The sequence below is a fragment of the Petrimonas sulfuriphila genome (assembly GCA_038561985.1).
GTDB classification, from domain to species: domain Bacteria; phylum Bacteroidota; class Bacteroidia; order Bacteroidales; family Dysgonomonadaceae; genus Petrimonas; species Petrimonas sulfuriphila.
This window is the reverse complement of the sequence record CP073276.1, coordinates 3108798-3135054: the sequence shown is the minus strand read 5'-3', so window position 1 is coordinate 3135054 and position 26257 is coordinate 3108798. Positions and strand designations below refer to the sequence as shown.

Below are 26257 nucleotides of genomic sequence, written 5' to 3'. Positions count from 1 at the left end.
GTTTGAAACAAGTAAACGGATGAACACCCAAACACCCAAACAACTATGAACCAAGGAATCTTACAATCAATCGAAACAAGGCGGGAGTCGTTGTACAGCGCTTTTAATTTACCGCCGGAAGCAAAGAGCAAAGCCGAAGAGCTGTTTTCGCGCATGGAGGAATTCGGGAAGACGTGCGAAGACCAAGCCGATTTTGAGAAAAAACTCCTCAACTCCCCATTAACCGACGAATACCACAAGCTTTTTGAAGGATTTACACGCTACGCGAAAGGAAGAGAACAACTTCCTACATCCGAAGAACTTATCAAGGGCGCCGTCAGCTCCAGCATAGAACACCGTGCAAAAGTGGGACTGCGGGCAAGGATTTTCAGAATGATGCCCGAATCAATACAAAATTGGATGGTGCGCGGAGCGTACAACATACCCATAATCGGCGACATTCTCTCTGCCCGCAATCAGGTAGATATGGTGCGAAGATTTACCGGAGGATTTAACGATGATGAAGAGGATGACACAAAGCCGGAAGGAAAAAACAAAATTACAAAAAGAGAAACAAGTAACTTAATGTGCCAATAACCACCTCATCGGTAAAATAAACAGCAAAGACAAAGCATGCCTTGTTTCAACAACCCAACGCCCAAACGAGTGAAGCGTCCCTGCCTGCGGTAGGCAGGCAAACACCCAAACACCCGAACAATTAACTAATCAACAAATTAACTAAAAATAAAATGAAAAAAATAATTGCAATTCTCATCCTTGCATTGGCGGTACAAGGTACCGCACAAGCGCAGCTTGGCGGGCTGCTCAACAAAGCAAAAGACGCCGTGAAAAAAGAAACCCAAAAAACAGTCAATAAAAGCACAGAACGAACCGAAACAAAACTTTCGGAACAAGCGGAAAAACAAATATCACAGTCCACCGCTTCCACTACAGATATTGACCCCTATTTGGGCGTATCTATGAGTCAACTGAAAGCATCGTACGAAAAATTGGACCCCAATATTTACTATGCCCCTTATCATAGAGAGCCAAACTTTTTCTACGCGAACAGCGGCAACGAAACCAACAATTTGTTTATGAGCCAGCGCACGATTTTAGCATGGCAGATGAGTTCGGGAAAAGATTCACCGCCCGTAGTTTACGAGTGGGGAAAAGGATTCCCCGGCATCCCTGCCGAGTTTATTATCAATGCCAATTTTGCTGTGTTCAAAGCTTTTCCCAAGCAAGCCTATCCGCTATTCTTAGAGGCGCGCACCTTATTGCGTGCTATGGAAAATGGAAAAATCAGAGTAGATGTGGAAGACGCGAGCACAATATGCGGCTACAAAAAAGGAGATGAACTCTTTTTCAAAGCCTCCCCCGATAAGAAACACGGGTTCGGATACAAACGCGGTTTGATTGAATACGTCGGCGATGTGAATGCGCCTGCATCTGACCTGATTAAACAGTGGAAAGCCGAAGAAGCGAGGCTGCTGAAACTCTATAAAGAAAACACACCTTTTGAAAATGTAAAAAACACATTCTTCAACACCATGGTAGAATCTGTAAACCTGAGCAAGCAGCAAAACTGGGGCATCGGGCTATACAAAGGCTATCAATTGGAGCTGGCGGCTGAGGATATGAAAACGCACCCCAAAAAGGTGGAAGACAAAGATTACAATGACGGATTGGCATCGTACGAAAAACTATCCAAAGACAATTATCCCAAATGGGAAAAACACATAAAATCCCAATGGATGGATATCTTGGAAGCATACGACTTCAATGCGCTGGAGAAAGTACCGAAAGCTGCTATCAGCAACCCAAAATTAGAGGCAGAGATGATAGCCATTGCCAAAACAATTTACGACGATGGACGCGTACCCGTGAAAGCAGTTATCAAATATCCCGACTGGAATTATACCCGCAACGCGTTTGGCGTTATCATAGACCGCTATCACACGGCTTACATTATTTTCAAAATGAAAGACGGCACACACCGCATGGTGGATATCGGCTTCAAACAACTGTACAACGGCAGCTCGTACGGTAAGACCCAACTGCGGGGCATCGGAACTAACAACCTGACCGTAGAATATCCGTAAGCGGGTAATCGGTCATAGTTTGAGAAACTAACAAGTTGGATAACGGTAGTTTGATGTTGAGATGCAATGACCCCGCTCGCGAGGATTTGCAAACCGAAGCCCCGGCGAAGACGACGGCCCTATTATCTGCTGGCTGTTAGCTGTTAGCTATTGGCATTATCCAAACACCCAAACAACTAAACAACCAAACAACTAAACAACTAAACAACTAAATAACTAAACATCCAAACATAACGTAAAACAAAAAAAAATGAAAACTAAAAATTTATTTACATTACTCGCCATCCTCGCGTTGATTCTATCAGCAGGATGCCAGCGCACCGATTTCGATGAAATCCTGCGCAGACAAGAAAACCAATTGGTAACACTAAACGACCACGAGGCGCGCATAAAGACTCTCGAAGACCTCGTGAAGACAGTAAACACCGACATTGCCACCATCAAAGGACTGGTTGATGCCTTAGAGAAAAAAGTAAGCATCGTATCGTACAATCCGTTGGCAGACGGCACAGGCTATGAACTCTCCATGAGCGACGGCTCAAAAATCACCCTTAAAAATGGAGACAAAGGAGATAAAGGCGATAAAGGAGACAAAGGAGACAAAGGAGACAAAGGAGACAAAGGAGACAAAGGAGACAAAGGAGACAAAGGAGACAAGGGCGATACCCCTATTGTTAACGTAAAACTCCACACCGACGGCGTGCTCTATTGGACCATCAACGGCGAGTGGATGCTCGATGCCAAAGGCAATAAAGTACCTGCCACAGGTAAAGACGGGCAAGACGGCAAGACGCCGCAAATGCGCGTGAACACCACCGGAAACTGGGAAATGAGCCTCGACGGAGGAACCACCTGGCAAGAAGTGAAAGATACCAACGGCAACCCCGTGAAAGCTATTGGAAAAGACGGAAAAGACGGTGTTGACGGAAAAGACGGTGTTGACGGAAAAGACGGTGTTGACGGAAAAGACGGTGTTGACGGAAAAGACGGTGCCGATGGTGCCACCGGACCGCAAGGACCTGCCGGGCAAGACGGCGACGCCAACCTCACCATTACCGAAACCCCCACTGCCATCATCATTGTATATAAAGGCGTTACCTACAAGATTAGTAAAGGAACGGGATTAACTCCCGATGATGCGTTACGCAAATACGCCTATGTAACATTCAGGATACAATCAGGATCAGGAACAATCACAGCTAAAATGTCCGATGGCACGCCTGTTACTAGCCCTTCAGTTGTTGATGTTACTAAGCAACCTGTAACATTTACGGCTACACCCGCCGAAGGCTATGAAGTGGTGCAATGGTTGGATGACGACAAAACAGTCTTGCCCTTCCCCGGAAAAGTGTATTCAAAAGCATTGAACGATTATCAAGGAACTGCCATTGTCAGAGTCGAATTTGACGAAATTGCAGCTACTTCCATTGATCCGGCGCTTATCATTGGCAATTGGGAGCTGAACAGGTTAAGGATGTTAGAAGATGGAATCTGGTATAACGTGATGCCCCCAAAATACTCGGTGCAGTTCCTCACTACGAACACAGGGGTGGCCAACAACACCAATAATTTCACCTATACCATCGGCGGGCTGTGGCTTCAACAAAGCACAAGTTATCCTCCCTCTATTCCGGAATACGCCCACGTAAAAATACGTAAACTTACCGCTACCGAGCTTGTATATTCGTACGATGATTCAGACGGTAGGCATAGAAGGTATTATTTCACAAAGCAATAATTCTTCCGCGCTCTCTCCCCCTCGTTTGCAGCTGGGGGCTTTGGAGCTGTCGATTTCAGAACAGTCGGTTACCCTGCGGCAAGCGGGCTAACCGGCTACTAAAAAAACATCAGCTAAATTAAAAAAAACAATGGAAACAAAAACCATAAAAAAAGCGGGTTTGCTGTACAGACGCCCCCTTACCGGACGGGTAAAAGAAAACCTGATAAAAGTAATAGAAGACCAACCGGTGAAACGCAGTCCGGGCATTATTACAATAGGCGGTGAAGACTGCGGGCCTATTATAATAGTGGATTTTGGTCCCGCACCCCAACAACCGGTGGGAGACCCCCGCGTGATGCAAACAGTAAAAAACGCCATAAAAACAGGCAGTATAAAACGAACTTCTGCCGGCGGTATTACCACGCTTACCATTTCCCAAAAGGGCATTGCTCCTATCCGGGTAATCGTTATTGAAAAGACCCCCCGACGCGGGGATTTTTAACCCAAAGCCCCGACGGAGACAAACCCATTAGCACGTTCTGAAAACGGATGAAAAGTATCGGCTGTTAGCTGTTAGCTGTTGGCTGTTGGTATTATCCAAACATCCAAACAACTAAACATCCAAACAACCAAACAACCAAACGAGCGAAGCTCCAAAACATCCGAACATCCGAACGAGCGAACAAACAAAAACAACGTAAAACAAAAAAAAAGTTTATGAATAAAATAAGAATAATTTTTATCGTCCTGCTCGCTACCCTATCTATGGGTGCGCAAGCGCAGCGGGCTGACGCGGCGGAGAGCAACCCGCGCGGCTTTTACCTCGGCGTGCAGGCAAATTCCCCCCTTATGTGGGGCGACCTCTTTTCATTGGGCAAAGAAACCCGCCCGGGCTACGGCGGCGGCGTGTTTGCCGGATATACCATCGGGGGATGGTTTTCGCCGGAGCTATCGTTCGATTACGGTATCGGCCGCCTCGGCGCCAAAGAGCATCAGATAAACGACTACTTCAACAAAGCCGGTATCATCAAATACGTGCAGTACGACCCATCGGATATGAAATTGGGCGATATTTACAGCAAAGCCCAATATATGCAAGCCGGGCTGCGCCTGCAAATGGGTTTGATAAGCCTTATCCGCGGCGGGCGCTACACGCCGTTCGATATTGAGCTGGCGCCGGCAATATATGCCCAAAAGTTCTCGCCCACCCTCTATGCCGCCGCCGACAACAAGAAACTGGACGGCTACGGCATCGCCGAGAGTGGCTGGAACTATGCCGCGGGCGGAGACCTGGGGCTGCGTTACCGCTTCTCGCCCAAAGTATCGGCACACCTGCGCGGCGGCTTGCTGTGGATGCGCAACGAAGCCTTCGAAGGCGTGAACAACGACCCCCTCTGGCGCGTGAACCTCATGGCAAACGCATCGGTGGGCGTAACCTTCCATCTGGGCAAAACCGCACCCAATCCCGTAAAGACGGACGGACGTCCGTCTATGAAAACGGACGGACAGACGTCTATGGTTCCACCCGCACCCGATGACAGCGACCAAAAAGCCGCCGAAGCCGAACGCCTCCGTCAAGAGCAATTGGCACGTGAGCAGGCTGAAAAAGAAGCGCAAGCTAAAATGTTGGCAGATGCCGAAAAACAACGAATGGCAGATGCTGAAGCCAAAGCCAAAGCATATCAGAACGAAGTGGCGGCGCTCCGCATTCCTCCTGTTTATTTCCGCAGGGGAAGCGCTGTTATACACAAGGATATCAACGAAGAAAACCTGAATGAAATCCTCCGTGTTCTCCATGCCTACCCCGAAACGGCAATCCGCATAGAAGGCTGGTGCGACGTAACGGGAACGGAAAGGATTAATGCGCTTCTTTCACAGCAACGAGCCGACTCGCTCCGCAACTATCTGACCGGTAAAGGTATTAATTCCCAGCGTTTTGTATCAGCAAAGGGTATGGGTGTGGATGAAGTAGGCGGATATAGCCAAGAAGCGAGAAGAGTTGTCGTAACACTAAGTTTGGAATAGGAGTGGCGGCAGGAATGTCGCCACTCCCAAGCCTCCGCCCTTTCGACTTCTTTACTCCTTCACCACCTTGTATGTGCCGGTGTCTTTGGCGGTACGGAGTTTGAGGATATAGACGCCGCTGTTCAGGTGCGATATGCTTAAACAGCGGCAAGTGCGGCTTTTTTCTCCTTCCCGTGCTTGATTAGGTAGAAAATCAGCGCGCCTGAAACAACCAATAGCGCTATCGCTATTACCGGCCTGTATGCCAGCCACGCAATGGCGATAACCAACACGCTCCACGCAATGCCCGCTACCGCAACTATCAGCCCTACACCCGCTCCAACGATATTTGCCAAAAAGGGAAGGACTTTAAACAGCGTTTCGACAATGCTGAACATAGCACACAGCCCGCCGATAACCATCAAGACGCCTACTAACCGAAGCATCCACGTCATCATCGAGTTTTCGGAATGGGCATCGGCAAACATTGTTTCGGCGCCGACCGTCCCCTGTGCCACGCGGGATACGGTTTTGCCGTTTTTTGCCACATACTTTTCAAATGTGTTTCCGTTTACTTTTGCCAAAATAGAAATATCGCACGGCTCGGTCTTAGTTATCGTTACCCGCACATCGCCTATCTGCGGATTGGTGGACGACCCGCCCATATAAACGATATCATATTTATGCCGAATACACTGGTTCTGGCACATTATTGTTGGGCAACAGGTTCTTAATACCTCCCACCGGCATCGCCATTGCCAACACGCCCATCTATACCTGGCCCGGGAAATCAAACGATATCGGCCTCACGCTTACTCCCACGGTAAACGACCCCGAATTTATAAGATGGTTACAGAGCAATAGCAACACCTCCCCGGGGATAGGATTGAATAAAGATACGGATACGGGTAGTAAATGGTCGGCGCGGTTCAATAGCACCAATAACCCCGGCTATCAAGCCGCTGAAGGCGTAAAATTCACGCTTACCGGCAGGCTGCCCAACAATTCCGAGGCAACCACCGACATATACGCACGGTTAAACATGTGGGGGCGTTGGGGCAATGACTGGAACAGCGGCACTGTTGTGTGGATGAACGTCGGTTCCGGTATATCGTGGGCGAAAGCTAGCACCACCTTAAAGGGAAGAGCCTATTATGCCAAGGATGCCACGCAATTTGCGAAACCTACCGATATCAATGGCGATAATAATCTAACCAAGATACCCACAACGGAATACACCGTCACGTCGAGCGATACGCTCAAAGAGGTTACCATAACCTACACCTTCGGCAACCAAACCTTTACCGATGTATTGACGTTGCTGAAGAACTAAATTCACAAGTTTCCCAAGTAGCTGCTGCTTCCAAAGCAGCCGCTACTTTGAGAAGCCTCCGTAGCTCGCGCACTTCTGTGAAGTGTGTGTACAATCTTTTGCAAAGACGACAACCGTTTGCCAATCACAAAAGATATCCAGATGTTTGTATCTACAATGATTTTCATCGCTTATAGCGGACGGCATATAACTCATTCAAAATCTCATCATCTGAAATGGGTACATCCTTCGGACGCGATTTAATAAAGTCACCCAATACGCTTTTCTTAGTTTTCACACTCCAGCCCATTTTCTTGGCCAATGTGTTGAAAAACTGATAATCGGTTGCGGGCAATTCAATGTAGAAACCTTTGGTTGATGTGTTCATAACAACATATTTTATGGTTACAAATATAAATTATTTATCATATAACCACAAGAATAAAACAGCAAAATCGGTTTTTGGTTCATTATTTCCATATAGATGTAGCGCGTTGAAGTATCCCCCGCTCGCGCAAGTTCCTCGTCAAAACGAGCGAACAAGTTCGAGCGGTAATTTGTGTCATAAAGAATTCGAACCCTAATACGCATGTTACATTATCAAATTGCCGGACATACCGTAGCCATTGAAACGCCCGATGCATCGGCAACGGCAGCGTTGCTGCCCAATTTCGATCTGTTTCGTGTTCATGATGCGGCAAACGGCGTGCTGTTCCGCTTGTCGTGCGATCTGCCCCTTGCCGTTCCCAGTTGCCCGCGCTACGACAGTTTCGAGTGGAACGGCATCCAATACGAAGTATATAATACTCCCGGCGGATGGACAATAACCATGCAACTGAACAACTGCAAACAGGTGCTCTATGCCACCCACGACTGGCAGCATATATATACCGACCTGTCGCTGGTGACGAAAAATGAGGCGCTGTTTCTCAATAATTTCCTCGTCATGGCTTTCGGGATGGCATCGGCCCCGGTGAAAACCGTAAAAATGCACGCTTCGGTAATTGAGGCGGATGGCAAAGCGTTGCTGTTTCTCGGCAAAAGCGGTACGGGCAAAAGCACTCACAGCCGCCTGTGGCAGGAATTTGTGCCGGATTGCGCGTTGCTGAACGATGACGAACCGGTGGTGCGCCTTTGTTCCAATGGTATGGTGCGCGTATTTGGTACACCGTGGAGCGGAAAAACGCCGTGCTACAAAAACCGGTCGGCAGAAGTTGCCGCTTTCGTGCACCTGTATCAGCACCACGAAAATAAACTCACGCAGCAGAAAGGGCTGGCCGCCATTTCATCGTTGCTGCAATCTGCCAGTGTGATGCGTGCCAACTCGCACAACAAGGAACTGATAACCTATACCCTGAGCGACATATTGAAACGCACGCCTGTTTATCGCCTCGATTGCCGTCCCGACCGCGAAGCGGTGTCCCTTACGGAACAATTGCTGGAGAGAAGTGCCCTGTAGCGAAATTATCGACATTGAACTCACGCAGAATATCCTGGGCGGAAGCGTACCCAACGTGCCCGGAGAACCCATGTGGGCGTAATAAGTTGGCAGTTAGCATCAGACATCACATAGCCCACAGCCATGGCTCTTGGTTCTAAAATCTTTAAAACAAATATGAAAATCAGAAACTTCTGAACAGAAACCACGCAACAACAAGCGTCAGGACAATATTAAATCCCTGCGCAATAAGAAACGACCAGATATATTTTGAATTTTCTTTCTTGAAGATATCCCTGAAGCTGGTTTCCAGGCCAATGCAAACAAAAGCCAACGAGAAGAGCAACCCGCGCGATTCCTGGGCAATTTTCGAGAGACTTTTCCCGGTTGCCGGTTCAAAAGCAAAGCTGAAGATCAGCGATGCCACAAGAAACCCAAGGACAAATTTTGGGAAACGCTCCCACAAAACACTCCCCGAAGGACGAATATTGGAATTTGTACCTTTGTAAGACCAGTAAATGGATATAGCAAAAGCAGCAACACCCAGCAACACGTTTTGCGCCGATTTAATGATAACGCTGTATTGCTCTGCCGTTTCCCCGATGAATTTTCCCGAAGCCACCACGGCAGCCGTAGTATCAATAGTGCCTCCCAACCAAGCCCCGGCCACCTGCTCACTCAATCCCATCCATTTGGCAAAGAAAGGCAGGATATACATCATCGGGATAGCGACAATAAGAACAAGCGAAACAATGAAAGAGAGTTTTTTAGGGTCGCCCTTGATGGCTCCGCAAGTAGCAATGGCAGCAGAAACACCGCAAATGGAAACTGAGCTCGATAACATCATGGACATTTCAGAATCAACACCCATCTTCCGCGAAACCCAGAAACTGAAATACCACACGCTTAGCACCACAATTACGGCTTGAATCATACCCAGGCTGCCCGCCCTCATAATTTCTCCGAAAAGGATGCTGCTACCCAGGATAACCAAGCCCGCTTTTATGTAATATTCACTCCGGACGGCAGCTCCCATCCATTTGGGTAATCCAATCGTATTACGCACAATCAATCCTATCAGAACAGAGAAAAAGACCGATTCCAGCCCCATTTTTTTCACAAAAGCCACGTCGGTTATCACATCAGCCAACAAGGCAAGTGCGTAGATAATGATAAAGGATAAGATAAATTGTCCCTTATCTTTGTTTCCTAAAAAAAGATATCCCAGGTAGGATAACACGGCAATTGATGTAAACAAAACTACCGGATTTTTCATGTAACCCGGCATCAATATGACAAGCAACAAAATGACTCCACCAATGAGCGTAGCCGTCCAGTCTTCGTTCTTTAAGGATTTTAACATTTTGAATGAGATTTTTGATTTTCTTCGCCAAAGGTATAAATAAATTTTATTTCTCATCCGTTATTTACGTCATTTCGTCGATACAATCCACTCGTTTGTCTATTTCATTTGTTATCCAGGTGACATCCGGTTATTTTTGTTCCGGTTTTAACAGCGAATTTACAGTTTTGGTCGATCGCTTATCAAAATCAGTTAAATTAATAAACGTATGAAAAGATTTGTTTTATTTATCGGATTACTACTCATCGGGGTGTCAATTTTCGCTCAAAATAACGGAAGAATTACGGGGAAAATTGTCGATCAGGAGACAAAAGAGCCTGTTGCCCAAGCCAATGTTCGCATTTTACATCAGAAAGATAGCCTTTATCTCAACGGAGTAGCCAGTGATCAGGAAGGTAATTTTGCTATATCGGTTCCTTACGGAAACTACATTATACACGTTACGTATGTTGGCCACCATGATCTTTTTCGTAATGTGACCATCAGTAATACAAACAGAACGGCTAATTTAGGTAGCGTTGAGCTGGGAACAGACAATATCCTGCTCGATGCGGCAGTGGTAACGGCAAAAGCTGCAGAAATTGTAGTCAGGGGAGATACCGTTGAATACAATGCTGACTCGTACAAGGTGACCGAAAGTGCTATTCTCGAGGATCTGCTGAAAAAGATGCCGGGGATTGAAATAGATTCGGAAGGGAAGATAACCGTTAACGGCCGCGAAATAAAAAAAATCATGGTAGACGGTGAAGAGTTTTTCAGCACTGACCCGAAAGTGGCCTCGAAGAATCTGCCCGCCAAAATGGTCGAAAAGTTGCAAGTCCTTGACCGGAGAACAGATATGGCGCAGATGACCGGATTTGATGACGGAGAAGAAGAGACCATCATCAACCTGATGGTAAAACCCGGGATGAAAGAAGGTTTGTTTGGTAACGCCTTTGTGGGATACGGCACAAAAGACCGGTACGAAGGGAATGCGATGGTCAATTATATGAAGGACAAGAACCAATATACTGTTTTGGGTGGTTTTAACAACACCAACAATGCCGGATTTTCCGATTTGGCATCTTCGATGTTTGGAAGTGGAGGCGGTGGAGGTAGAAGGATGTTCTTTGGCGGACGAAGCGGAATCACCACATCCGGAAATGCAGGTTTTAATTTCAGCCAGCAATTTACCAACAAACTGAAGCTCGGCGGTAATCTCCGGTATGGAAATACTGACAACAATACACTTTCCAAAACACATACACAAAATATTCTCAGCAGTGGTAACACATTGGAAGACGAAAATAATTCCAGCAACAATTACAGCCAGAATTTCAACATGGACCTGCGCCTGGAATGGACACCCGATACGTTGACAAGAATTATTTTTAATCCTGAAGGATCGGTTTACAACAATCGAAGGACTGAGCTCAGTGACTTTCTGACCACAACCGAAACCCTGGAGGATTCCATAAATTACGGAGATTCAAGATATAATTCCACGGGTGATGGGAAGAACCTTTCTGCGCGTTTGGATGTGAGCCGTACACTCGGTAAAAAAGGCCGTATATTGAGTGTCCAGTTGCGTGGAGGAATGTCCGATTCTGAAAATGAAGGGACAAATCTATCCAACACTTTTTACAACGGGACGAAACCCGATGACCTTATTGATCAGCGGTTTGTCAATACCAATGATTCCAAAAACTGGCGCGGTTATGTATCTTACGTTGAGCCGTTGGGAAACAACAACGCTATTCAGTTTGCCTATCAGTATCGCCAAAATATTTCCGGATCGGATAAAGATACCCGTGTTAAGGATGAGTCAGGTAATTACACGGTTTTAGATGAACAGTACAGCAAACGTCTGGAAAATAATTTCACCAATCAGGAGATTGAGTTTAACTTTCAGTCTGTTCGTCAGAAGTACGATTATACGATTGGGTTCTCTGTACAACCTTCAAGCTCACAAAGCAAAACGTTTATAGGAGACAATAAAATCAGTGATTTTACCCGAGATGTGGTCAATTATGCACCCATGGCGCAGTTCAACTACAGATGGACACGACAGCATAACCTGAGGCTCCGTTATTTTGGCAATACCGATCAACCTTCGGTAACCCAACTGTCTCCGGTGGTGGATGTTTCGAACCCGCTGAACATCACTTATGGGAATCCCGATTTGAAGCCTTCTTTTGAACACCGGCTAAACCTTCGTTACCAGAATTTTAATCCCGAGAAGAACCGTTCCATGGGTTTTTTTGGAGACATCCGTTACCTGACTAATGATATTGTCTCATCCACCATGACCGACCGGGAAACGGGACGCAGGGAAACCACGTATGAAAACGTGACAGGGAACTGGAATGCTAACGGCCGTATGATGATGAATATCCCGTTGAAGAACATCAGATTCTCTGTTTTCTCCATGTCATTTGCCAGCTATAATCATGCAAACGGTTTCTCTAATCTGGAGAAAAACCTGAGCCGCAGGCTCAATCTGGGTGAAACGCTCGGGTTAAACTACCGGTCGGACCTGATAGACTTTGGGATCCGCGGTAATATTAGCTATAATAAAGTAAAAAACAGCCTGGAAGGACAACGCGACCAGGAGTTCCTGAACTACGGGGGAAATGCCAATACCACCCTTTACCTTCCCTGGGATATGTCCATTGAGAGCGATATCAACTACAGTACCAATTCAGGTTATTCCGATGGTTTTACGCAAGACGAGTGGTTATGGAATGCTTCCATTCAGAAGCAATTGTTTAAACAAAAGAACGGCACCATCCGTTTAAAGATATATGATATTCTGCAACAACGTAGCAACATCAGTAGATCTGTGACGTCCAACTATATTCGTGACACAACAACCAACACGCTTACCACCTACTTCATGGTGCACTTTGTTTATCGTTTCAATATTTTTAAAAATGGAGCAACACGAGAAGACATGATGCCTCAGCACGGTCCAGGTCCCGGAAGAGGTTTTGGACGTGGCCATGGCGGTTAATGCTACGGAGACACCTTTAATTACCCAAATTTTAAACTGGATTTACAATGGAAAATCGCATCAGGAACAACACGACCAATACATACGCAGTCATTCTTGTGCACATTTTATTGTGGAGCATGATTGTGGTTGCACCCTATTTTTTTATTGACCGGGAAAGGCTTTTTCGCTGGGACCTGTTCATCCGTTCAACACCCGATACATTGGGATTGTTGCTGGTTTTCTATATCAATTATTTTCTGCTGATAAAACAGTTTTTATTTAAAGGGAGAACAAGGGAATTCATTTTCTATAACTTGCTGTTGATCGTTGCCGCTGCCGTACTCATGCATTTTGGAAATGATTTGTTGCGATGGATAAGCCCGGAACATATGCCGCGACGCGGTGGCCGTAAATTCAGGCCTTCGCCCTGGCTTTTTGTCATCCGGAACTTAACTACTTTAGTAACCATGATGGGATTAAGCGTTGCCCTGAAAATGACTTTTCGTTGGTTTGAAGTGGAGAGTGAGCGGAAAGAGCTGGAAAAAGCAAAATCGGAAGCTGAATTACAAAACATGAAAAATCAGATCAGCCCTCACTTTCTGCTCAACACCCTCAATAACATCTATGCGCTGGTGGAATTTAATCCTTCCAAAGCACAACAGGCTGTGCTAGATTTGAGTAAACTATTGCGTCACATCCTTTACGACAACGACAAACCGCTTGTTCCTTTGCATCAGGAAGTGGATTTTATCAAAAATTACGTTGACCTGATGCGGATCAGGCTGTCTGAAAATGTAAAGCTGAACACACAACTTTCAGTAAAAACAAACAGCGGTACCCCCATAGCACCGTTAATTTTTATATCTTTGATTGAAAATGCTTTTAAACACGGGATCAGCGGTGATAAACCATCATTTATCGATATTTCTTTGTCGGAAACACCCGATGGAAAAATCGAATTTGTTTCCCGGAACAGTTACTATCCCAAGTCGGAGGCAGACAAGAGCGGTAGCGGAATCGGACTAGGGCTCGTTAAAAAACGGTTGGAAATGGCTTATCCAGGGCGGTATCAATGGGATTCCGAAGTTACCGGAGACACCTACTCCACCACTTTGATCATCAATACGAAAGAAAATTAATAACGTTATGAAACTGAATTGCTGGATAGTTGACGATGAGCCTCTGGCATTGGAATTACTTGATTCTTATGTGCAGAAAACACCTTTTTTAAACTCGACCGGCAAATACTCCAGTGCCATACAGGCGATGAACAATATGCCCAACGAGCGCATAGATGTGATTTTTCTCGACATTCAAATGCCTGAAGTGAACGGCATGGAATTTGCGCGGTTCCTGGATAAAAACACTCGTATTATTTTCACTACCGCTTTCAGCGAATATGCTCTGGATGGGTACAAGGTCAATGCTTTGGATTATCTACTGAAACCTTTCTCATACTCCGAATTTTTAAGTGCTTCGAAAAAGGCATTGGAATGGTTTGAAATGAAAGCCGCTTCGGAGGAGAAGGGAGAATCTGAAGTTTCGGGAATTTTCGTCCGCTCCGACTATAAGCTGGTGCATGTCCTTTTTGATGACATCCTATTGGTTGAGGGGTTGAAAGATTATATTAAAATTTTCACCGGTAAAGATCCCAAGCCCATCCTTACGCTCATGAGTATGAAATCGATGGAAGATGAATTGCCAGCTACACGGTTTATTCGCGTACATCGGTCGTTTATCGTGAATCGCGATAAGATTGTCCGGGTAGAAAAAAACCGCATTATCATCGGAAAGCACGAAATCCCTATCGGTGAAACTTACCGCAAAGCGTTTATGGAAGAAATTAATGGGAAGTAAATAAAAAATATTCTATTCCAATCGCCGCTTATAAATTTCAAAATTCTCTTCATCAAAACACACGAAAGTAACTTCTTCCACAAATTTAGCCGGAAAATTTTTCACTGCATCCACAGCTATTTCAGCTGCTCTTTCCTTCGGAAACCGGTAAACCCCGGTACTGATGTTGGGAAAGGCTATCGATTTCAATCCTTGCTCATCGGCAAGTTTAAGTGAATTTACATAACACTCCTTCAGCAGACTCTCTTCGTTTCGGCTTCCACCGTGCCAAACGGGTCCTACCGTATGTATAACGTGTTTTACCGGCAACCGGTAACCACGGGTTATTTTAGCTTTTCCGGTTTCACAACCGTTCAACGTTCTGCACTCTTCCAGCAACTCCGGCCCTGCAGCACGGTGGATCGCCCCGTCTACCCCACCTCCACCCAATAACATACTGTTTGCAGCATTTACAACAGCGTCCACTTCCAGTCGGGTTATATCGGCTTTTACCCATTTAATTTTCATTTTTTTCAATCGATTAAAACCATTTTCTCTTTTTAAAATACCCAATCATCCCGGCGACAATGAGTAACATTATGCCCCAGACGATAAAGTATCCGTATTTCCAGTGCAACTCGGGAAAATTATCAAAATTCATTCCGTAAACACCCACAATAAAAGTTAACGGGATAAAAATCACCGAAAAAATGGTGAGTACGGTCATGGTGTCATTGAGTTTTGTACTCATCGATGAATGGTACATGTTTAATTCATCGTAAAGTACTTCGCGGTAATAATCAAGCAGGTCAACTGCCTGATTAATATTGTCCTGAAGCTCTTTGTAATGCTTTTCGTTTTCCTCCTGTATAAAATCCGTATCCAGTTTCACCAGTCCCATAATCATTTCTTTTGCCGGTTTTATATCAACACGTAAATTATTGAGCTCGTGTTTAAAAAGGTTGATTATCTTAAGTGTTTCTTTATTGGTGTCCAGAATAAGTTTTCCTTCAAGTGTTTCCACTTTTTCGCCGTAAACACCTAAAATATAGATATAATTATCGATCACGACATCCAGCAGGGTGAACGCCAGATAATCGGATCCGGATGTGCGGATTTTAGTTTTGTGCTTGCGGATCCTTTCCCGGACAGGTTCAAACACATCGCCTTTTTCTTCCTGAAAAGTGACAAGAATCTTGTCCATCACGATAAGACTCAGGTTATCGACCGACATTCTGTTCTTTTTCTCATTAAACTCCATCATCTTTATGGAAACGAAGAAACCGTTATCAAACTCCTCCGCCTGTGGACGGGACGATGGCTCCATCACATCCGAGAGGATATCAGCGGGAATAGAAAAGATATCCGACAAATCACGGATAATTTGTTCGTTGTGCAATCCGTCAACGTTTATCCAGGTGATGGAATCAGAGCTCAAATACTTCCTCAGTTCCCCGGTATCTTTTATTTCCGTTTCACGTACCCCTTCCAGGTCAAAATCGATGACCTGAACACGTATGTCTTCGGCTTTCTTTTTCCCTCTGAATTTCAATTCATAGGGTGAAAGGCCAATGTCTTCTTTCTTCTTATGTGGAATATAAGGCATAAAAATTTAGGATTTTCACAAAGTTAATCATTTCATAAAAAAAATGCGGATTACGAAAAAAGTTTCGCAACCCGCAACTTGTTAAAACCCAATTCCGAAATCGAGAATTGTAATTCCTATCATTCTTCTCCCAACAAGATCTTTACAATCTGGATGGCCGATTTCGCCACCGGGGAGCCCGGGCCAAAAATAGCGGCAACCCCTGCCTTGTAAAGGAAATCGTAATCCTGGGCGGGAATTACACCACCGGCGATAACGATAATATCGGGACGGCCTAATTTAGCCAGTTCTTCAATGACCTGAGGAACAAGCGTTTTATGTCCGGCTGCCAACGAAGATACGCCCAGCACGTGAACATCGTTTTCTACGGCCTGGCGGGCAGCTTCTGCCGGAGTCTGGAAGAGCGGTCCCATATCCACATCGAAACCGCAGTCGGCATAACCCGTAGCAACCACTTTTGCTCCACGGTCGTGTCCGTCCTGTCCCATTTTTGCCACCATGATTCTCGGCTGGCGGCCTTCTTTCCTGGCAAATTTTTCGGTCATCGCACGTGCTTCCTCGAGCGTGGCGTCTGATTTTGATTCTGCTGAATACACTCCTGAAATTGTTCTGATTACTGCATTATAACGTCCTACAACTTTTTCGCAGGCATCGGATATTTCGCCCAGTGTAGCGCGAACCCGTGCTGCTTCGACCGATAGTTCAAGGAGATTTCCCTGTTTAGTTTCCACGCATTTGGTAATGGCGTCCAGCGCTTTGCGCACCGCTTCGTTATCTCGTCCGGCCTTAAGTTGTTCCAACCGGGAAATTTGCTGTTTCCGTACTTCGGTATTATCCACTTCAAGAATATCGATGGGGTCTTCTTTCTCCAGCCGGCAAACGTTTACACCGATTATCTTCTGTGCTCCCGAATCGATACGGGCTTGAGTACGTGCGGCAGCCTCTTCAATACGCATTTTGGGAACACCCGTTTCAATAGCCTTAGCCATTCCGCCCAGTTTCTCAATTTCCTGAATCAACGCCCACGCTTTGTCCACCAGTTCCTGGGTAAGCGATTCCACGTAATAGGAGCCTGCCCACGGGTCAACCTGTTTGGTGATCTGCGTTTCTTCCTGGATATAGATTTGCGTGTTACGGGCAATACGGGCCGAGAAGTCGGTCGGCAGAGCGATGGCCTCGTCCAATGCATTTGTGTGCAACGATTGCGTGTGTCCCAGAGCAGCCGCCATAGCTTCGATACAAGTACGTCCCACATTGTTGAACGGGTCTTGTTCGGTCAACGACCAACCTGATGTCTGCGAATGGGTTCTTAACGCCATCGATTTTGGGTTCTTCGCGCCCATGCTTTTCACAATCTTCGCCCAAAGCAGCCTGGCTGCCCTCATTTTGGCAATTTCCATGAAGTGGTTCATACCAATGGCCCAGAAGAACGACAAGCGGGGAGCAAAAGCATCGATATTGATGCCCGCGTTGATTCCAGCACGCAGGTACTCAATGCCATCAGCCAAGGTATAAGCCAGTTCTATATCGGCTGTCGCTCCTGCTTCCTGCATATGGTATCCCGAAATGGAAATAGAGTTGAACTTCGGCATCTTCTGTGACGTAAACTCAAAAATATCGGCAATGATTTTCATGGAGAATTCGGGTGGATAGATGTAGGTGTTTCGCACCATAAATTCTTTCAGGATATCGTTCTGAATCGTTCCAGCCATCTCTTCCAGATTAGCTCCCTGTTCCTGTGCCGCAACAATATAGAAAGCCAGGATGGGTAACACAGCCCCGTTCATGGTCATGGAAACAGACATCTTGTTAAGCGGAATTCCATCGAAAAGAATTTTCATGTCTTCCACCGAACAAATCGATACCCCAGCTTTGCCCACATCGCCTACCACACGCTCGTTGTTGGCATCATATCCACGGTGTGTGGGTAGATCGAAAGCAACGGACAATCCTTTTTGGCCCGAAGCCAGGTTGCGGCGATAAAAGGCATTGGACTCTTCGGCGGTAGAAAATCCGGCATATTGACGAATAGTCCACGGACGCATTACATACATGGTAGAATAAGGTCCACGCAAGAAAGGCTCCACTCCGGCAGCATATCCGAGATGTTCCATTCCTTCGAGGTCTTCCCTTGTGTATACAGGTTTTACCGGAATTTGTTCCGGTGTAAGCCAATCGGCTTTTATTTCATTTTTCTCAGCCCACTCGGCAACGTCTGTTGCTTCAAAGCCAGCCGATTTAAAATCAATACTTTTGAAATCAGGTTTCATATTTTTTCTTTTTTAGAGTCAGGACTCTTAAATTCAAGAGCCAAGACTTTTAAATACTATTTTTTCTGTATGAAATGTACTTTATCTTTAATCGTGTACTATTTTTCCTATCAATCCAAGCCCAATGTCTTGATTCTTGTTTCTTTTTGTCTAGACAAACGGTGCGATAAAGTTTGCCGCCGATAACAGCACGCTGAACATCAATACCAGTTTTGCCGTGTAGGTATCGAGAAACTGTATTTTTACCAGGTTGTCAACAGTAGCTTTTTTCATGAGTTTGATGTTTTTTATGGCCAATGGAAAAGTAACGAGCACCACAAAAACAACAGGATGCAGAAAACGCATCATTACGGCAATAGCTACTATAAGATAAGCCACCAGCAACAACGTTTGATACACTATTTGTGATCCCTCCAGCCCCAACTTCATCGCTTGCGTTTTAATGCCGGCTTCCTTGTCCTGAAGCATATCGCGGGTATTGTTAGCGTGCAGTATAGCTACGATAAGCATTCCCACGGGTGTGCTGATCAGCAATATCGGCCAGTAGAGTTCCGTTGTCATGACATACACCACGCCTAAAGTGATAGACAATCCATAACAGATGAATATTACCAAGTCACTCATACCGGCATACTTGAACTTATAATAAAGTGTGGAGCTGATAATCCCTATTGTTCCTATAATAAGCAAAGGAAACCCTGTGTTTACCAACAGGTAAATACCCAGGAGGATACCTGCAGACAGTACCAAGTACCCGTACAGCAACACCGGCTTCGGTTCAAAGATACCGAGAACGATAAGGCGTACGGGGCCTGTTTTTTCCAGTTTATCCACTCCGCTTACGTAATCGTGATATTCACTGATGAGGTTTCCGGCTGCATGGAATATTACTGCTCCGATTATCGCCAACATGCCAAAGAGCCAATTCACTTCAGCCACAACACCGGTTTTGTACATGTAAAACACGTACGAAAAAGCGATCATTGCCGGTGATCCCGACGCGGGCCAGGACCAGGGATGTGCAACCATTAACCAGTGTTTGAGCTTGGGCATATTTTGTTTGGATTGTTAGAGTAATCTCTTGTTAAACCCTTTCAACGTTTCATACACGTTGCTGCGAACATGGATGAAGTATTCAATTCCGTGAGCTTTCAAATCATCCATACAAGCGGGAGCGCCTGCAACTACAAAGATCTCTTTTCCGCCTTTCAACAGATCAAAAACCTTGGGAGCCAACTCCACATACTCGTCGTCGCTTGAACAGAGGACCACCACGTCGGCTCCTGCATTACGGGCAGCAATTACGCCATCTTCCACTGTTGGAAAACCGTTGTTATCGATGATCTGGTATCCTGCACACGAGAAGAAGTTGCTGGAGAATTGCGAACGAGCGAGACGCATAGCCAGGTTTCCGATAGTAAGCATAAACACTTTCGGTGTTTTACCGCTCTTTTCGGTAGCCAAACGAAGCGTGTTGAACGGTTCGGCCAAACGCCGTATCGCAAGCGGCTTCAGTGCCGTCTTGTCTCCAGTACCGCACCCACACGAATGATCTTTAGGATCAGCTAATTTTTCAGCCATTTTTTCCGTGAAGTTTGGATACTGGTTGGTTCCCAGCAGAATTTCTTTTCTGTTGGCCACTGCATTAAAACGAGCATCGGACGATGCTGCGATGACATCTTGTACAGCACCTGCTTTGAGAGCTTCGTAAAAACCTTTTTCTTCAGTTTCGAGGAATAATTTCCACGCTTGTTCGGCAAGCGATACAGTTAATGTTTCTATATAGTAAGAGCCCGAAGAAGGATCGGTAACTTTATCGAAGTGTGCTTCTTCTTTTAACAACAGTTGCTGATTCACGGCAATGCGTTTCGCAAATTCGGATGGCGTTTCAAACGCTTCGTCAAAAGGACGTACGGTCAGCGAATCCACCGCACCAAGAGTAGCCGACATAGCTTCGGTTTGTGTCCGTAGCAAATTCACGTACGGGTCATAAAGCGACTGATTAAATCGCGATGTGGAAGCGTGAATATTCATTTTGGCCGCACAAAGGCAAGTGCCGTCTGTAGCAGTGTTTTCACATTCAATATAAGGAGGGCAAGGCGGCTTGTATGCATTCACAATCTCGGCCCACAACCAACGTCCTGCACGGAATTTGGCAATTTCCATAAAATAGTTGGATCCTACACCCAATTCAAATTTAATTTTTTTGGCTGCCAACGACGGGGCAAGCCCTTTTCCGACAAGTGCACCCAACAACTGGTTTGCATAGGAAAGGCTGAAGCCCAACTCCTGGTAGCTGTATGCCCCGGCATCGTTCAGCAAGTTTCCGGTAATGGAAATACTTCTGTAGCGGGGAAGCGAAGCCGTAATTTTCACCATTTCGGCAGCATCGTCCATCCAGTTGGGCACATCCACTCCCTTTTTCAGGATCTTCCGGAACGGATCGTACTCAATGGAGCCAAAACATTTCAGAAGATCCAGGTTTTGCGATGTAACGTATGCCACCACCAACCGGGCAAGTTCGTGTGTTTTGGAGATACAGGTTCTGAAGTTCAACTCCACTTTATCGGGAGCGATGCCGTTGAGGAGAACTTTAAGGTTTTCCGCCGAAAGGTTATTCTTCGGAAGATGAAACCCAAGCGATGTGACGCCTTTATCCAACAGCGACAAGGCTTTCCTGTTGGCTTCGGCATAATCCTTCACGTCAATATCTTGACGCACATACCAAACATTATCCTTTCTTGTGCTGCGCACGTAAGGGAATTGCCCCGGCAGGTTTCTGGCCGAAAGAAATCCTTCGATATTTTCAGCCCTGTAGAAAGGATTTACATTAAAACCTTCGTTTGTTTTCCACACCAGTCTTTTTTGAAAGTCAGCCCCTTTCAGGTCCTTGTTAATAACTTCCATCCACTTTTCGGTGGATACCGGAGGGAAATCGGTAAAAAGTTTTTCTTTCTGATTACTCATAGTTTACTCATATTTATTATTTTGGGTTTTTCCAAGTTTAATGCAGAAAACAATTTTTTTCGCTTCTGGATTCTCTTAATCTCTTGTCATCAATAAGCTTGCAAAATTACTCTTTTTTGCTTAGTTAAAAAAGAGTTTTAGGGATTTGTTTTTGAGAAGTTAACAGCAAAAAAATAGTTTTCTTTCTTTTGCTTATTGTTGTTAGCGAATGTTTTGTAAATTTGGACGAAAAATCGGTTATTCTGAATCCTCGGTCCGGACGAGGTTATGGTTTAACTCGGGTTTTCGCTTTAATTTTAATCGTATGAAATATCTTTTTTCTTTTTACATTTTTATCGTCGGCTGTGCAACCGTTGCCTCTGCACAACAGACAAACATCGTATTTATCGGTAACAGCATCACGCAGGGAGTTATACTGGATAACCCGCACGAAGAAGCGCCTCCCGTGCAGGCTGTACGGTGGCTTGAGCAACGAATCCCGGGAAAAATTGAATTTCGCAATTGTGGTATAAGTGGCTCGACTACAGTGAACTTTCTACCCGCTTCCAACACTTTTTTCACAAGAGTGAAAGCTGCTGCCGACGAGTTATCGAAAGAAGGCGGGACGCTTCTCTTCTCCATTATGCTAGGAACTAACGACAGCGCGTTGCGTGGAAACCTCAAGTCTCGCATGCAGCCGGAACAATATTATACAAACATGAAGGCGATCACGGATGAGCTCCTGAGGTTATATCCTTCCAGCCGGATCGTGCTCAACCGGCCCATATGGTACAGCCCCACCACACACAACAGATCCACTTATCTGCAGGAAGGACTGGAGGTATTGCAGTCTTATTTTCCGGAGTTGAAGAAACTGGCAGCCGATTATGGCTCCATTTTCCCCGGACAGGTAATGCTGGGAGACACAGCCGCATTCGATCATTTCAAGGACAACAAACCGCTCTTTTTCAAAGAAGAAGGTAATTCAGGAACGTTTTACCTTCATCCGAACAAGACAGGTGCGCAAAAACTCGGTGAATTCTGGGGGAAGGCAATCAAACAGGCGGTTCAACCCAAAGAATGGGCAGAATACTCGTTGGGAACTGTAAAAGACACTCCGGCAATGGACAAGGAGGATTCAAGAGGCATGCTTGCTCCTTCTGTGCGCGTATACCTGCCCGATCCCGATAAAGCTACAGGAAGAGCAGTTATTGCCTTACCCGGCGGAGGGTATCAGGGGCTGGCTGTTTTTCACGAAGGGTTCGATTGGGCACCTTTTTTCCTGGAAAGGGGCATTGCTCTTGTCGTACTGAAGTACCGGATGCCGCAAGGCAATCCCTCCGTTCCGTTTATTGATGTTAAGGCAGCTTTCGATCTGGTGAAACAGCATGCTTCGGAATGGCGCATTAATTTGGAGGATATCGGTATAATGGGCTCATCGGCAGGCGGGCACCTGGCTTCAACTTACGCTACGCATACGAGCGGCGCCGACCGTCCCGCCTATCAGATACTGCTTTACCCGGTAATAACCATGGATAAAACATTTACACACGCTGGATCGAGAAAAAATCTGATCGGGGAAGATCCTTCGCCAGAACTTACCAGCAAATACTCTAACGATAAACAAGTAACCGGAGAGACGCCTCCGGCGTTTGTTATCTTCGCTGCAGACGATAAGGTTGTCCCTCCGCAAAACGGATTCCGATATGTTGAAGCATTGCAACGGAACAACGTCCCGGTAACATTTTTGTTGTATCCGGCCGGAGGTCACGGTTTCGGATACAGGGAATCCTATTCGTATCATTCTCTTTTTCTTTCCGAACTATCGAAGTGGCTGGAGGGGTTACGTGAATAGACCTTCAAAAGACAGGTAAGCGGAAAATATGTTTAACTTTTGTGTTAATTTTAACAATTAAAATTATGGCTTATTCAACTGCAAGAGCTGTCGAAACCATTGAAGTTAATGGCCACAGCTATCGTTACAGTTCATTGAAGAATCTGCCGGGGGAGGCCATTGAGCACTTACCCTTCAGTATCCGGATTCTTCTGGAAAACGTGTTGAGGAATTACGACGGCTTCAGCATCACCGATGATCATATTCAGACGTTGACCCATTGGTCGCCCAATCCCGTGGACAAAGATATCCCGTTTAAACCGGCACGTATCTTGATGCAGGATTTTACCGGCGTGCCGGCTGTAGTGGATATGGCTTCACTAAGAGCTGAATACGTCCGTCACGGAAAAAACGGACAAAAAATCAATCCGGCTATTCCGGTCGATTTGGTTATCGATCATTCGGTTCAAGTGGATTATTTCGGGACCAATTACTCCTACAGCAAGAACGTGGAGTTGGAATACGAAAGGAACAAGGAGCGTTACGAACTGCTGAAATGGGCACAAAAAGGATTGAAAAACTTTACCGTTGTGCCACCTGGAATGGGTATATGCCATCAGGTAAACCTGGAATACCTGGCTCAGGGAATCACAATACGCGACGGATGGTTGTTTCCCGACACCCTGGTGGGAACCGACTCACACACACCAATGGTAAACGGGATCGGAGTTGTCGGCTGGGGCGTAGGTGGAATTGAAGCGGAAGCTGCCATGCTGGGACAGCCTATTTTCTTCACTTGTCCCGAAGTTATCGGGCTAAAACTTGCCGGCACCATTCCGGCGGGCTGTACGGCCACAGATATGGTACTGTCCATTACAAAAGTGCTGCGTGAAAAAGGTGTGGTGGGAAAATTCGTGGAAGTTTTTGGTGACGGGCTGGACAACCTGACGGTAACCGACCGGGCTACCATTGCCAATATGTCGCCCGAATTCGGATGTACGGTAACCTATTTTCCCATTGACAACCGGACGTTGGAATACATGCACGTTACCAACCGTTCACCGGAGCAGATAAAGATTGTGGAGGAATACAGCAAGGAAAACCTGTTGTGGAGAACAGGCAACGAGAAGATCGCTTATTCATCGGTAGTGGAGTTCGACCTATCCATGCTGGAGCCGACCGTCTCCGGGCCAAAACGGCCTCAGGACAAAATTCCGGTAAAAGAGCTGGGATACAAATTTTCCGAGTTGCTTGAAAAAGAACACAACCGGAAGTACCAATCCCCTCTGCAACGTTCGGAGTCAGCATGGTTGGCCGACGGCGGTTCGGGAACAGAGTTCACCTTCGGTAAAACGCCTGTCGAAGGCGCTGCTCCACACGAAATCATTGCGGAATCCCTGCAATCCGTACGCATTAAACACAAGAACAAAGAACTTATCCTCAGCGACGGGAGCATCGTTATTGCGGCCATCACCAGCTGTACCAACACCTCTAATCCTGCCGTGATGATTGGCGCCGGGTTATTGGCCCGTAATGCGGTAGAAAAAGGATTAAGGACCAAGTCGTGGGTAAAAACTTCGCTGGCCCCCGGCTCAAAAGTGGTTACGCAGTACTTGAAACGGGCGGGACTAAATGAATATTTTGATGCGTTGCGTTTCCATACCGTAGGTTATGGATGCACCTCCTGTATCGGTAACTCCGGTCCTTTACCGCCACAAATAGCGGAAGCCGTTGAGAAAGGAGATCTGGTAGTGGCGTCAGTCTTATCGGGGAACCGAAATTTCGAGGCACGGGTCCACCCGCAGGTCAAAATGAATTTCCTGATGTCGCCCATGCTGGTAGTAGCTTATGCATTGGCCGGACGCGTCGATATTAACCTTATGGAGGAACCCCTGGATTATGATCCTAACGGAAATCCTGTCTATCTGGCAGACGTTTGGCCCGGTCGGGAAGAGATTGTGGAAACCATCAACAAATGTGTGAAACAAAACGATTTTCAAGAAGTGTATGATGTTATTTTCGAAGGTTCAAAAGATTGGCAGGAGCTGAAAGTAAATCTCGATGAAAATTTCGAATGGAACAGGCAATCCACCTATATAAAAGAAGCTCCGTTTTTTAAAGACCTCACTGTAGACCCCGACCCGATGATCAATATCCGAAACGCCCGCGTACTTCTCTACCTGGGCGACTCGGTAACCACCGATCACATTTCGCCGGCAGGTTCATTCCGGGAAGAGAGTGCCGCAGGACAGTACCTGAAAGCCCACGGAGTGGGGAAAGCGGATTTTAACTCATACGGGGCACGGCGCGGAAACCACGAAGTGATGATGCGAGGTACTTTTGCCAACGTGCGTATCAGAAACAGAATCGTTGACCGGGAAGGTGGTTTCAGCCGGTATTTTCCGACCGATGAGGTAAAAACCGTTTACGAAACAGCGATGGCGTATAAACGGGATAAAACGCCCTTAATCATCTTAGCGGGTAAAGAATACGGTTCAGGTTCTTCCCGCGACTGGGCAGCCAAAGGAACTTTCCTGTTGGGTGTAAAAGCCGTCATAGCCGAAAGCTTCGAACGCATTCACCGGAGTAATCTCGTAGGAATGGGGGTAGCACCGCTTGTATTCCTCGCAGGTGAGAATGCGGAAACCCTCGGTCTGGACGGAACCGAAACCTACAACATCACCGGGCTGGCCGACAACCTGATCCCCCATAAATTACTGGAGGTTGAAGCGGTACATCCTGACGGAAAAGTGACCGTATTCGAAGTGGAAGTACGTTTGGATTCCGCTATCGAAATTGAATACTACAGAAACAACGGAATCTTGCAGTACGTGCTGAGGGATTACCTGAAGAACAGTTGATAAAAATGT

General features: G+C 46.1%; 20 protein-coding genes and 1 pseudogene. 13 read left to right on the top strand and 8 right to left on the bottom strand.

Annotated features, from left to right (window positions below; translation table 11 throughout):
* Positions 1–45: 45 nt before the first annotated feature.
* From KCV26_13295 to KCV26_13275, 5 genes are all read left to right on the top strand, one after another.
* On the top strand, positions 46–576 hold the full coding sequence (locus tag KCV26_13295) for a hypothetical protein (protein WZX36267.1): 531 nt from the start codon (positions 46–48) through the stop codon (positions 574–576).
* Between the two features lie 152 nt (positions 577–728).
* Positions 729–2084, top strand: a complete 1356-nt coding sequence (locus tag KCV26_13290) for a hypothetical protein (protein WZX36266.1) — start codon at positions 729–731, stop codon at positions 2082–2084.
* Between the two features lie 250 nt (positions 2085–2334).
* Positions 2335–3822, top strand: coding sequence for a hypothetical protein (locus KCV26_13285; GenBank protein ID WZX36265.1), 1488 nt, complete (start codon positions 2335–2337; stop codon positions 3820–3822).
* A 130-nt stretch (positions 3823–3952) separates the two neighbouring features.
* Positions 3953–4306, top strand: a complete 354-nt coding sequence (locus tag KCV26_13280) for a hypothetical protein (protein ID WZX36264.1) — start codon at positions 3953–3955, stop codon at positions 4304–4306.
* A 347-nt stretch (positions 4307–4653) separates the two neighbouring features.
* Positions 4654–5829 (top strand): OmpA family protein, encoded by a 1176-nt coding sequence (locus KCV26_13275; protein WZX36263.1) that lies wholly within the window; start codon positions 4654–4656, stop codon positions 5827–5829.
* A 137-nt stretch (positions 5830–5966) separates the two neighbouring features.
* On the opposite strand, the gene KCV26_13270 is transcribed toward KCV26_13275, so the two are convergent.
* Positions 5967–6518: a TMEM43 family protein gene (locus KCV26_13270; protein ID WZX36262.1), complete on the bottom strand. Its 552-nt coding sequence runs from the start codon at positions 6516–6518 to the stop codon at positions 5967–5969.
* 5 nt (positions 6519–6523) lie between these two features.
* Here KCV26_13270 and KCV26_13265 point away from each other — a divergent pair, with 5 nt between their 5' ends.
* Positions 6524–7141: a hypothetical protein gene (locus KCV26_13265; GenBank protein ID WZX36261.1), complete on the top strand. Its 618-nt coding sequence runs from the start codon at positions 6524–6526 to the stop codon at positions 7139–7141.
* Positions 7142–7304: 163 nt separating this feature from the next.
* Here KCV26_13265 and KCV26_13260 read toward each other — a convergent pair whose 3' ends face one another.
* The gene (locus KCV26_13260) at positions 7305–7508 is read right to left on the bottom strand and encodes a hypothetical protein (GenBank protein ID WZX36260.1); all 204 of its coding nucleotides are present in this window, start codon (positions 7506–7508) and stop codon (positions 7305–7307) included.
* 201 nt (positions 7509–7709) lie between these two features.
* On the opposite strand from KCV26_13260, the gene KCV26_13255 reads away from it, so the two are divergent.
* On the top strand, positions 7710–8579 hold the full coding sequence (locus tag KCV26_13255; protein ID WZX36259.1) for a hypothetical protein: 870 nt from the start codon (positions 7710–7712) through the stop codon (positions 8577–8579).
* A gap of 163 nt (positions 8580–8742) precedes the next feature.
* Here KCV26_13255 and KCV26_13250 read toward each other — a convergent pair whose 3' ends face one another.
* Positions 8743–9921 carry a putative sulfate exporter family transporter gene (locus tag KCV26_13250; protein ID WZX36258.1) on the bottom strand — a complete coding sequence of 393 codons (1179 nt, stop codon included), beginning with the start codon at positions 9919–9921 and terminating at the stop codon, positions 8743–8745.
* Between the two features lie 208 nt (positions 9922–10129).
* Between KCV26_13250 and KCV26_13245 the strand changes: the two genes are divergently transcribed.
* Genes KCV26_13245 through KCV26_13235 form a run of 3 tightly spaced genes read left to right on the top strand, consistent with a single transcriptional unit; the run spans position 10130 to position 14752 of the window.
* Complete coding sequence (locus tag KCV26_13245) at positions 10130–12913, top strand: TonB-dependent receptor (protein WZX36257.1); 2784 nt, start codon at positions 10130–10132, stop codon at positions 12911–12913.
* 47 nt (positions 12914–12960) lie between these two features.
* A complete protein-coding gene (locus KCV26_13240; GenBank protein ID WZX36256.1) occupies positions 12961–14034 on the top strand; it encodes a sensor histidine kinase in 1074 nt (357 codons plus the stop codon).
* 7 nt (positions 14035–14041) lie between these two features.
* Complete coding sequence (locus KCV26_13235) at positions 14042–14752, top strand: response regulator transcription factor (GenBank protein ID WZX36255.1); 711 nt, start codon at positions 14042–14044, stop codon at positions 14750–14752.
* 12 nt (positions 14753–14764) lie between these two features.
* Here the strand turns inward: KCV26_13235 and KCV26_13230 are convergent, their stop codons facing one another.
* From KCV26_13230 to KCV26_13210, 5 genes are all read right to left on the bottom strand, one after another.
* Complete coding sequence (locus tag KCV26_13230) at positions 14765–15259, bottom strand: O-acetyl-ADP-ribose deacetylase (protein WZX36254.1); 495 nt, start codon at positions 15257–15259, stop codon at positions 14765–14767.
* A 13-nt stretch (positions 15260–15272) separates the two neighbouring features.
* On the bottom strand, positions 15273–16337 hold the full coding sequence (gene corA, locus KCV26_13225) for a magnesium/cobalt transporter CorA (GenBank protein ID WZX36253.1): 1065 nt from the start codon (positions 16335–16337) through the stop codon (positions 15273–15275).
* 119 nt (positions 16338–16456) lie between these two features.
* Positions 16457–18607 carry a methylmalonyl-CoA mutase gene (gene scpA / locus KCV26_13220; GenBank protein WZX36252.1) on the bottom strand — a complete coding sequence of 717 codons (2151 nt, stop codon included), beginning with the start codon at positions 18605–18607 and terminating at the stop codon, positions 16457–16459.
* A gap of 150 nt (positions 18608–18757) precedes the next feature.
* The gene (locus tag KCV26_13215; GenBank protein ID WZX36251.1) at positions 18758–19660 is read right to left on the bottom strand and encodes a prenyltransferase; all 903 of its coding nucleotides are present in this window, start codon (positions 19658–19660) and stop codon (positions 18758–18760) included.
* 15 nt (positions 19661–19675) lie between these two features.
* Positions 19676–21574 carry a methylmalonyl-CoA mutase small subunit gene (locus KCV26_13210; protein ID WZX36250.1) on the bottom strand — a complete coding sequence of 633 codons (1899 nt, stop codon included), beginning with the start codon at positions 21572–21574 and terminating at the stop codon, positions 19676–19678.
* Between the two features lie 304 nt (positions 21575–21878).
* Between KCV26_13210 and KCV26_13205 the strand changes: the two are divergent.
* The 3 genes and pseudogenes from KCV26_13205 to acnA all read left to right on the top strand — a co-directional run bounded on the left by KCV26_13205 (position 21879) and on the right by acnA (position 26248).
* Positions 21879–22622: pseudogene (locus KCV26_13205) on the top strand (lipolytic protein G-D-S-L family).
* A 54-nt stretch (positions 22623–22676) separates the two neighbouring features.
* Positions 22677–23408 (top strand): alpha/beta hydrolase, encoded by a 732-nt coding sequence (locus KCV26_13200; GenBank protein ID WZX38392.1) that lies wholly within the window; start codon positions 22677–22679, stop codon positions 23406–23408.
* A 65-nt stretch (positions 23409–23473) separates the two neighbouring features.
* Positions 23474–26248, top strand: coding sequence for an aconitate hydratase AcnA (gene acnA / locus KCV26_13195; GenBank protein WZX36249.1), 2775 nt, complete (start codon positions 23474–23476; stop codon positions 26246–26248).
* Positions 26249–26257: the final 9 nt, after the last annotated feature.

Excerpts from the sequence above, each read along its gene's own strand:
- KCV26_13270 (WZX36262.1), bottom strand. The coding sequence starts at position 6,518 with ATGTGCCAGAACCAGTGTATTCGGCATAAATATGATATCGTTTATATG.
- KCV26_13260 (WZX36260.1), bottom strand. The coding sequence starts at position 7,508 with ATGAACACATCAACCAAAGGTTTCTACATTGAATTGCCCGCAACCGAT.
- KCV26_13230 (WZX36254.1), bottom strand. The coding sequence starts at position 15,259 with ATGAAAATTAAATGGGTAAAAGCCGATATAACCCGACTGGAAGTGGAC.
- KCV26_13280 (WZX36264.1), top strand. The coding sequence starts at position 3,953 with ATGGAAACAAAAACCATAAAAAAAGCGGGTTTGCTGTACAGACGCCCC.
- corA (WZX36253.1), bottom strand. The coding sequence starts at position 16,337 with ATGCCTTATATTCCACATAAGAAGAAAGAAGACATTGGCCTTTCACCC.
- KCV26_13285 (WZX36265.1), top strand. The coding sequence starts at position 2,335 with ATGAAAACTAAAAATTTATTTACATTACTCGCCATCCTCGCGTTGATT.
- KCV26_13235 (WZX36255.1), top strand. The coding sequence starts at position 14,042 with ATGAAACTGAATTGCTGGATAGTTGACGATGAGCCTCTGGCATTGGAA.
- KCV26_13215 (WZX36251.1), bottom strand. The coding sequence starts at position 19,660 with ATGCCCAAGCTCAAACACTGGTTAATGGTTGCACATCCCTGGTCCTGG.
- KCV26_13275 (WZX36263.1), top strand. The coding sequence starts at position 4,654 with ATGTGGGGCGACCTCTTTTCATTGGGCAAAGAAACCCGCCCGGGCTAC.
- KCV26_13245 (WZX36257.1), top strand. The coding sequence starts at position 10,130 with ATGAAAAGATTTGTTTTATTTATCGGATTACTACTCATCGGGGTGTCA.
- KCV26_13255 (WZX36259.1), top strand. The coding sequence starts at position 7,710 with ATGTTACATTATCAAATTGCCGGACATACCGTAGCCATTGAAACGCCC.
- scpA (WZX36252.1), bottom strand. The coding sequence starts at position 18,607 with ATGAAACCTGATTTCAAAAGTATTGATTTTAAATCGGCTGGCTTTGAA.
- KCV26_13295 (WZX36267.1), top strand. The coding sequence starts at position 46 with ATGAACCAAGGAATCTTACAATCAATCGAAACAAGGCGGGAGTCGTTG.
- KCV26_13250 (WZX36258.1), bottom strand. The coding sequence starts at position 9,921 with ATGTTAAAATCCTTAAAGAACGAAGACTGGACGGCTACGCTCATTGGT.
- KCV26_13290 (WZX36266.1), top strand. The coding sequence starts at position 729 with ATGAAAAAAATAATTGCAATTCTCATCCTTGCATTGGCGGTACAAGGT.
- KCV26_13240 (WZX36256.1), top strand. The coding sequence starts at position 12,961 with ATGGAAAATCGCATCAGGAACAACACGACCAATACATACGCAGTCATT.
- KCV26_13200 (WZX38392.1), top strand. The coding sequence starts at position 22,677 with ATGGACAAGGAGGATTCAAGAGGCATGCTTGCTCCTTCTGTGCGCGTA.
- acnA (WZX36249.1), top strand. The coding sequence starts at position 23,474 with ATGGCTTATTCAACTGCAAGAGCTGTCGAAACCATTGAAGTTAATGGC.
- KCV26_13210 (WZX36250.1), bottom strand. The coding sequence starts at position 21,574 with ATGAGTAATCAGAAAGAAAAACTTTTTACCGATTTCCCTCCGGTATCC.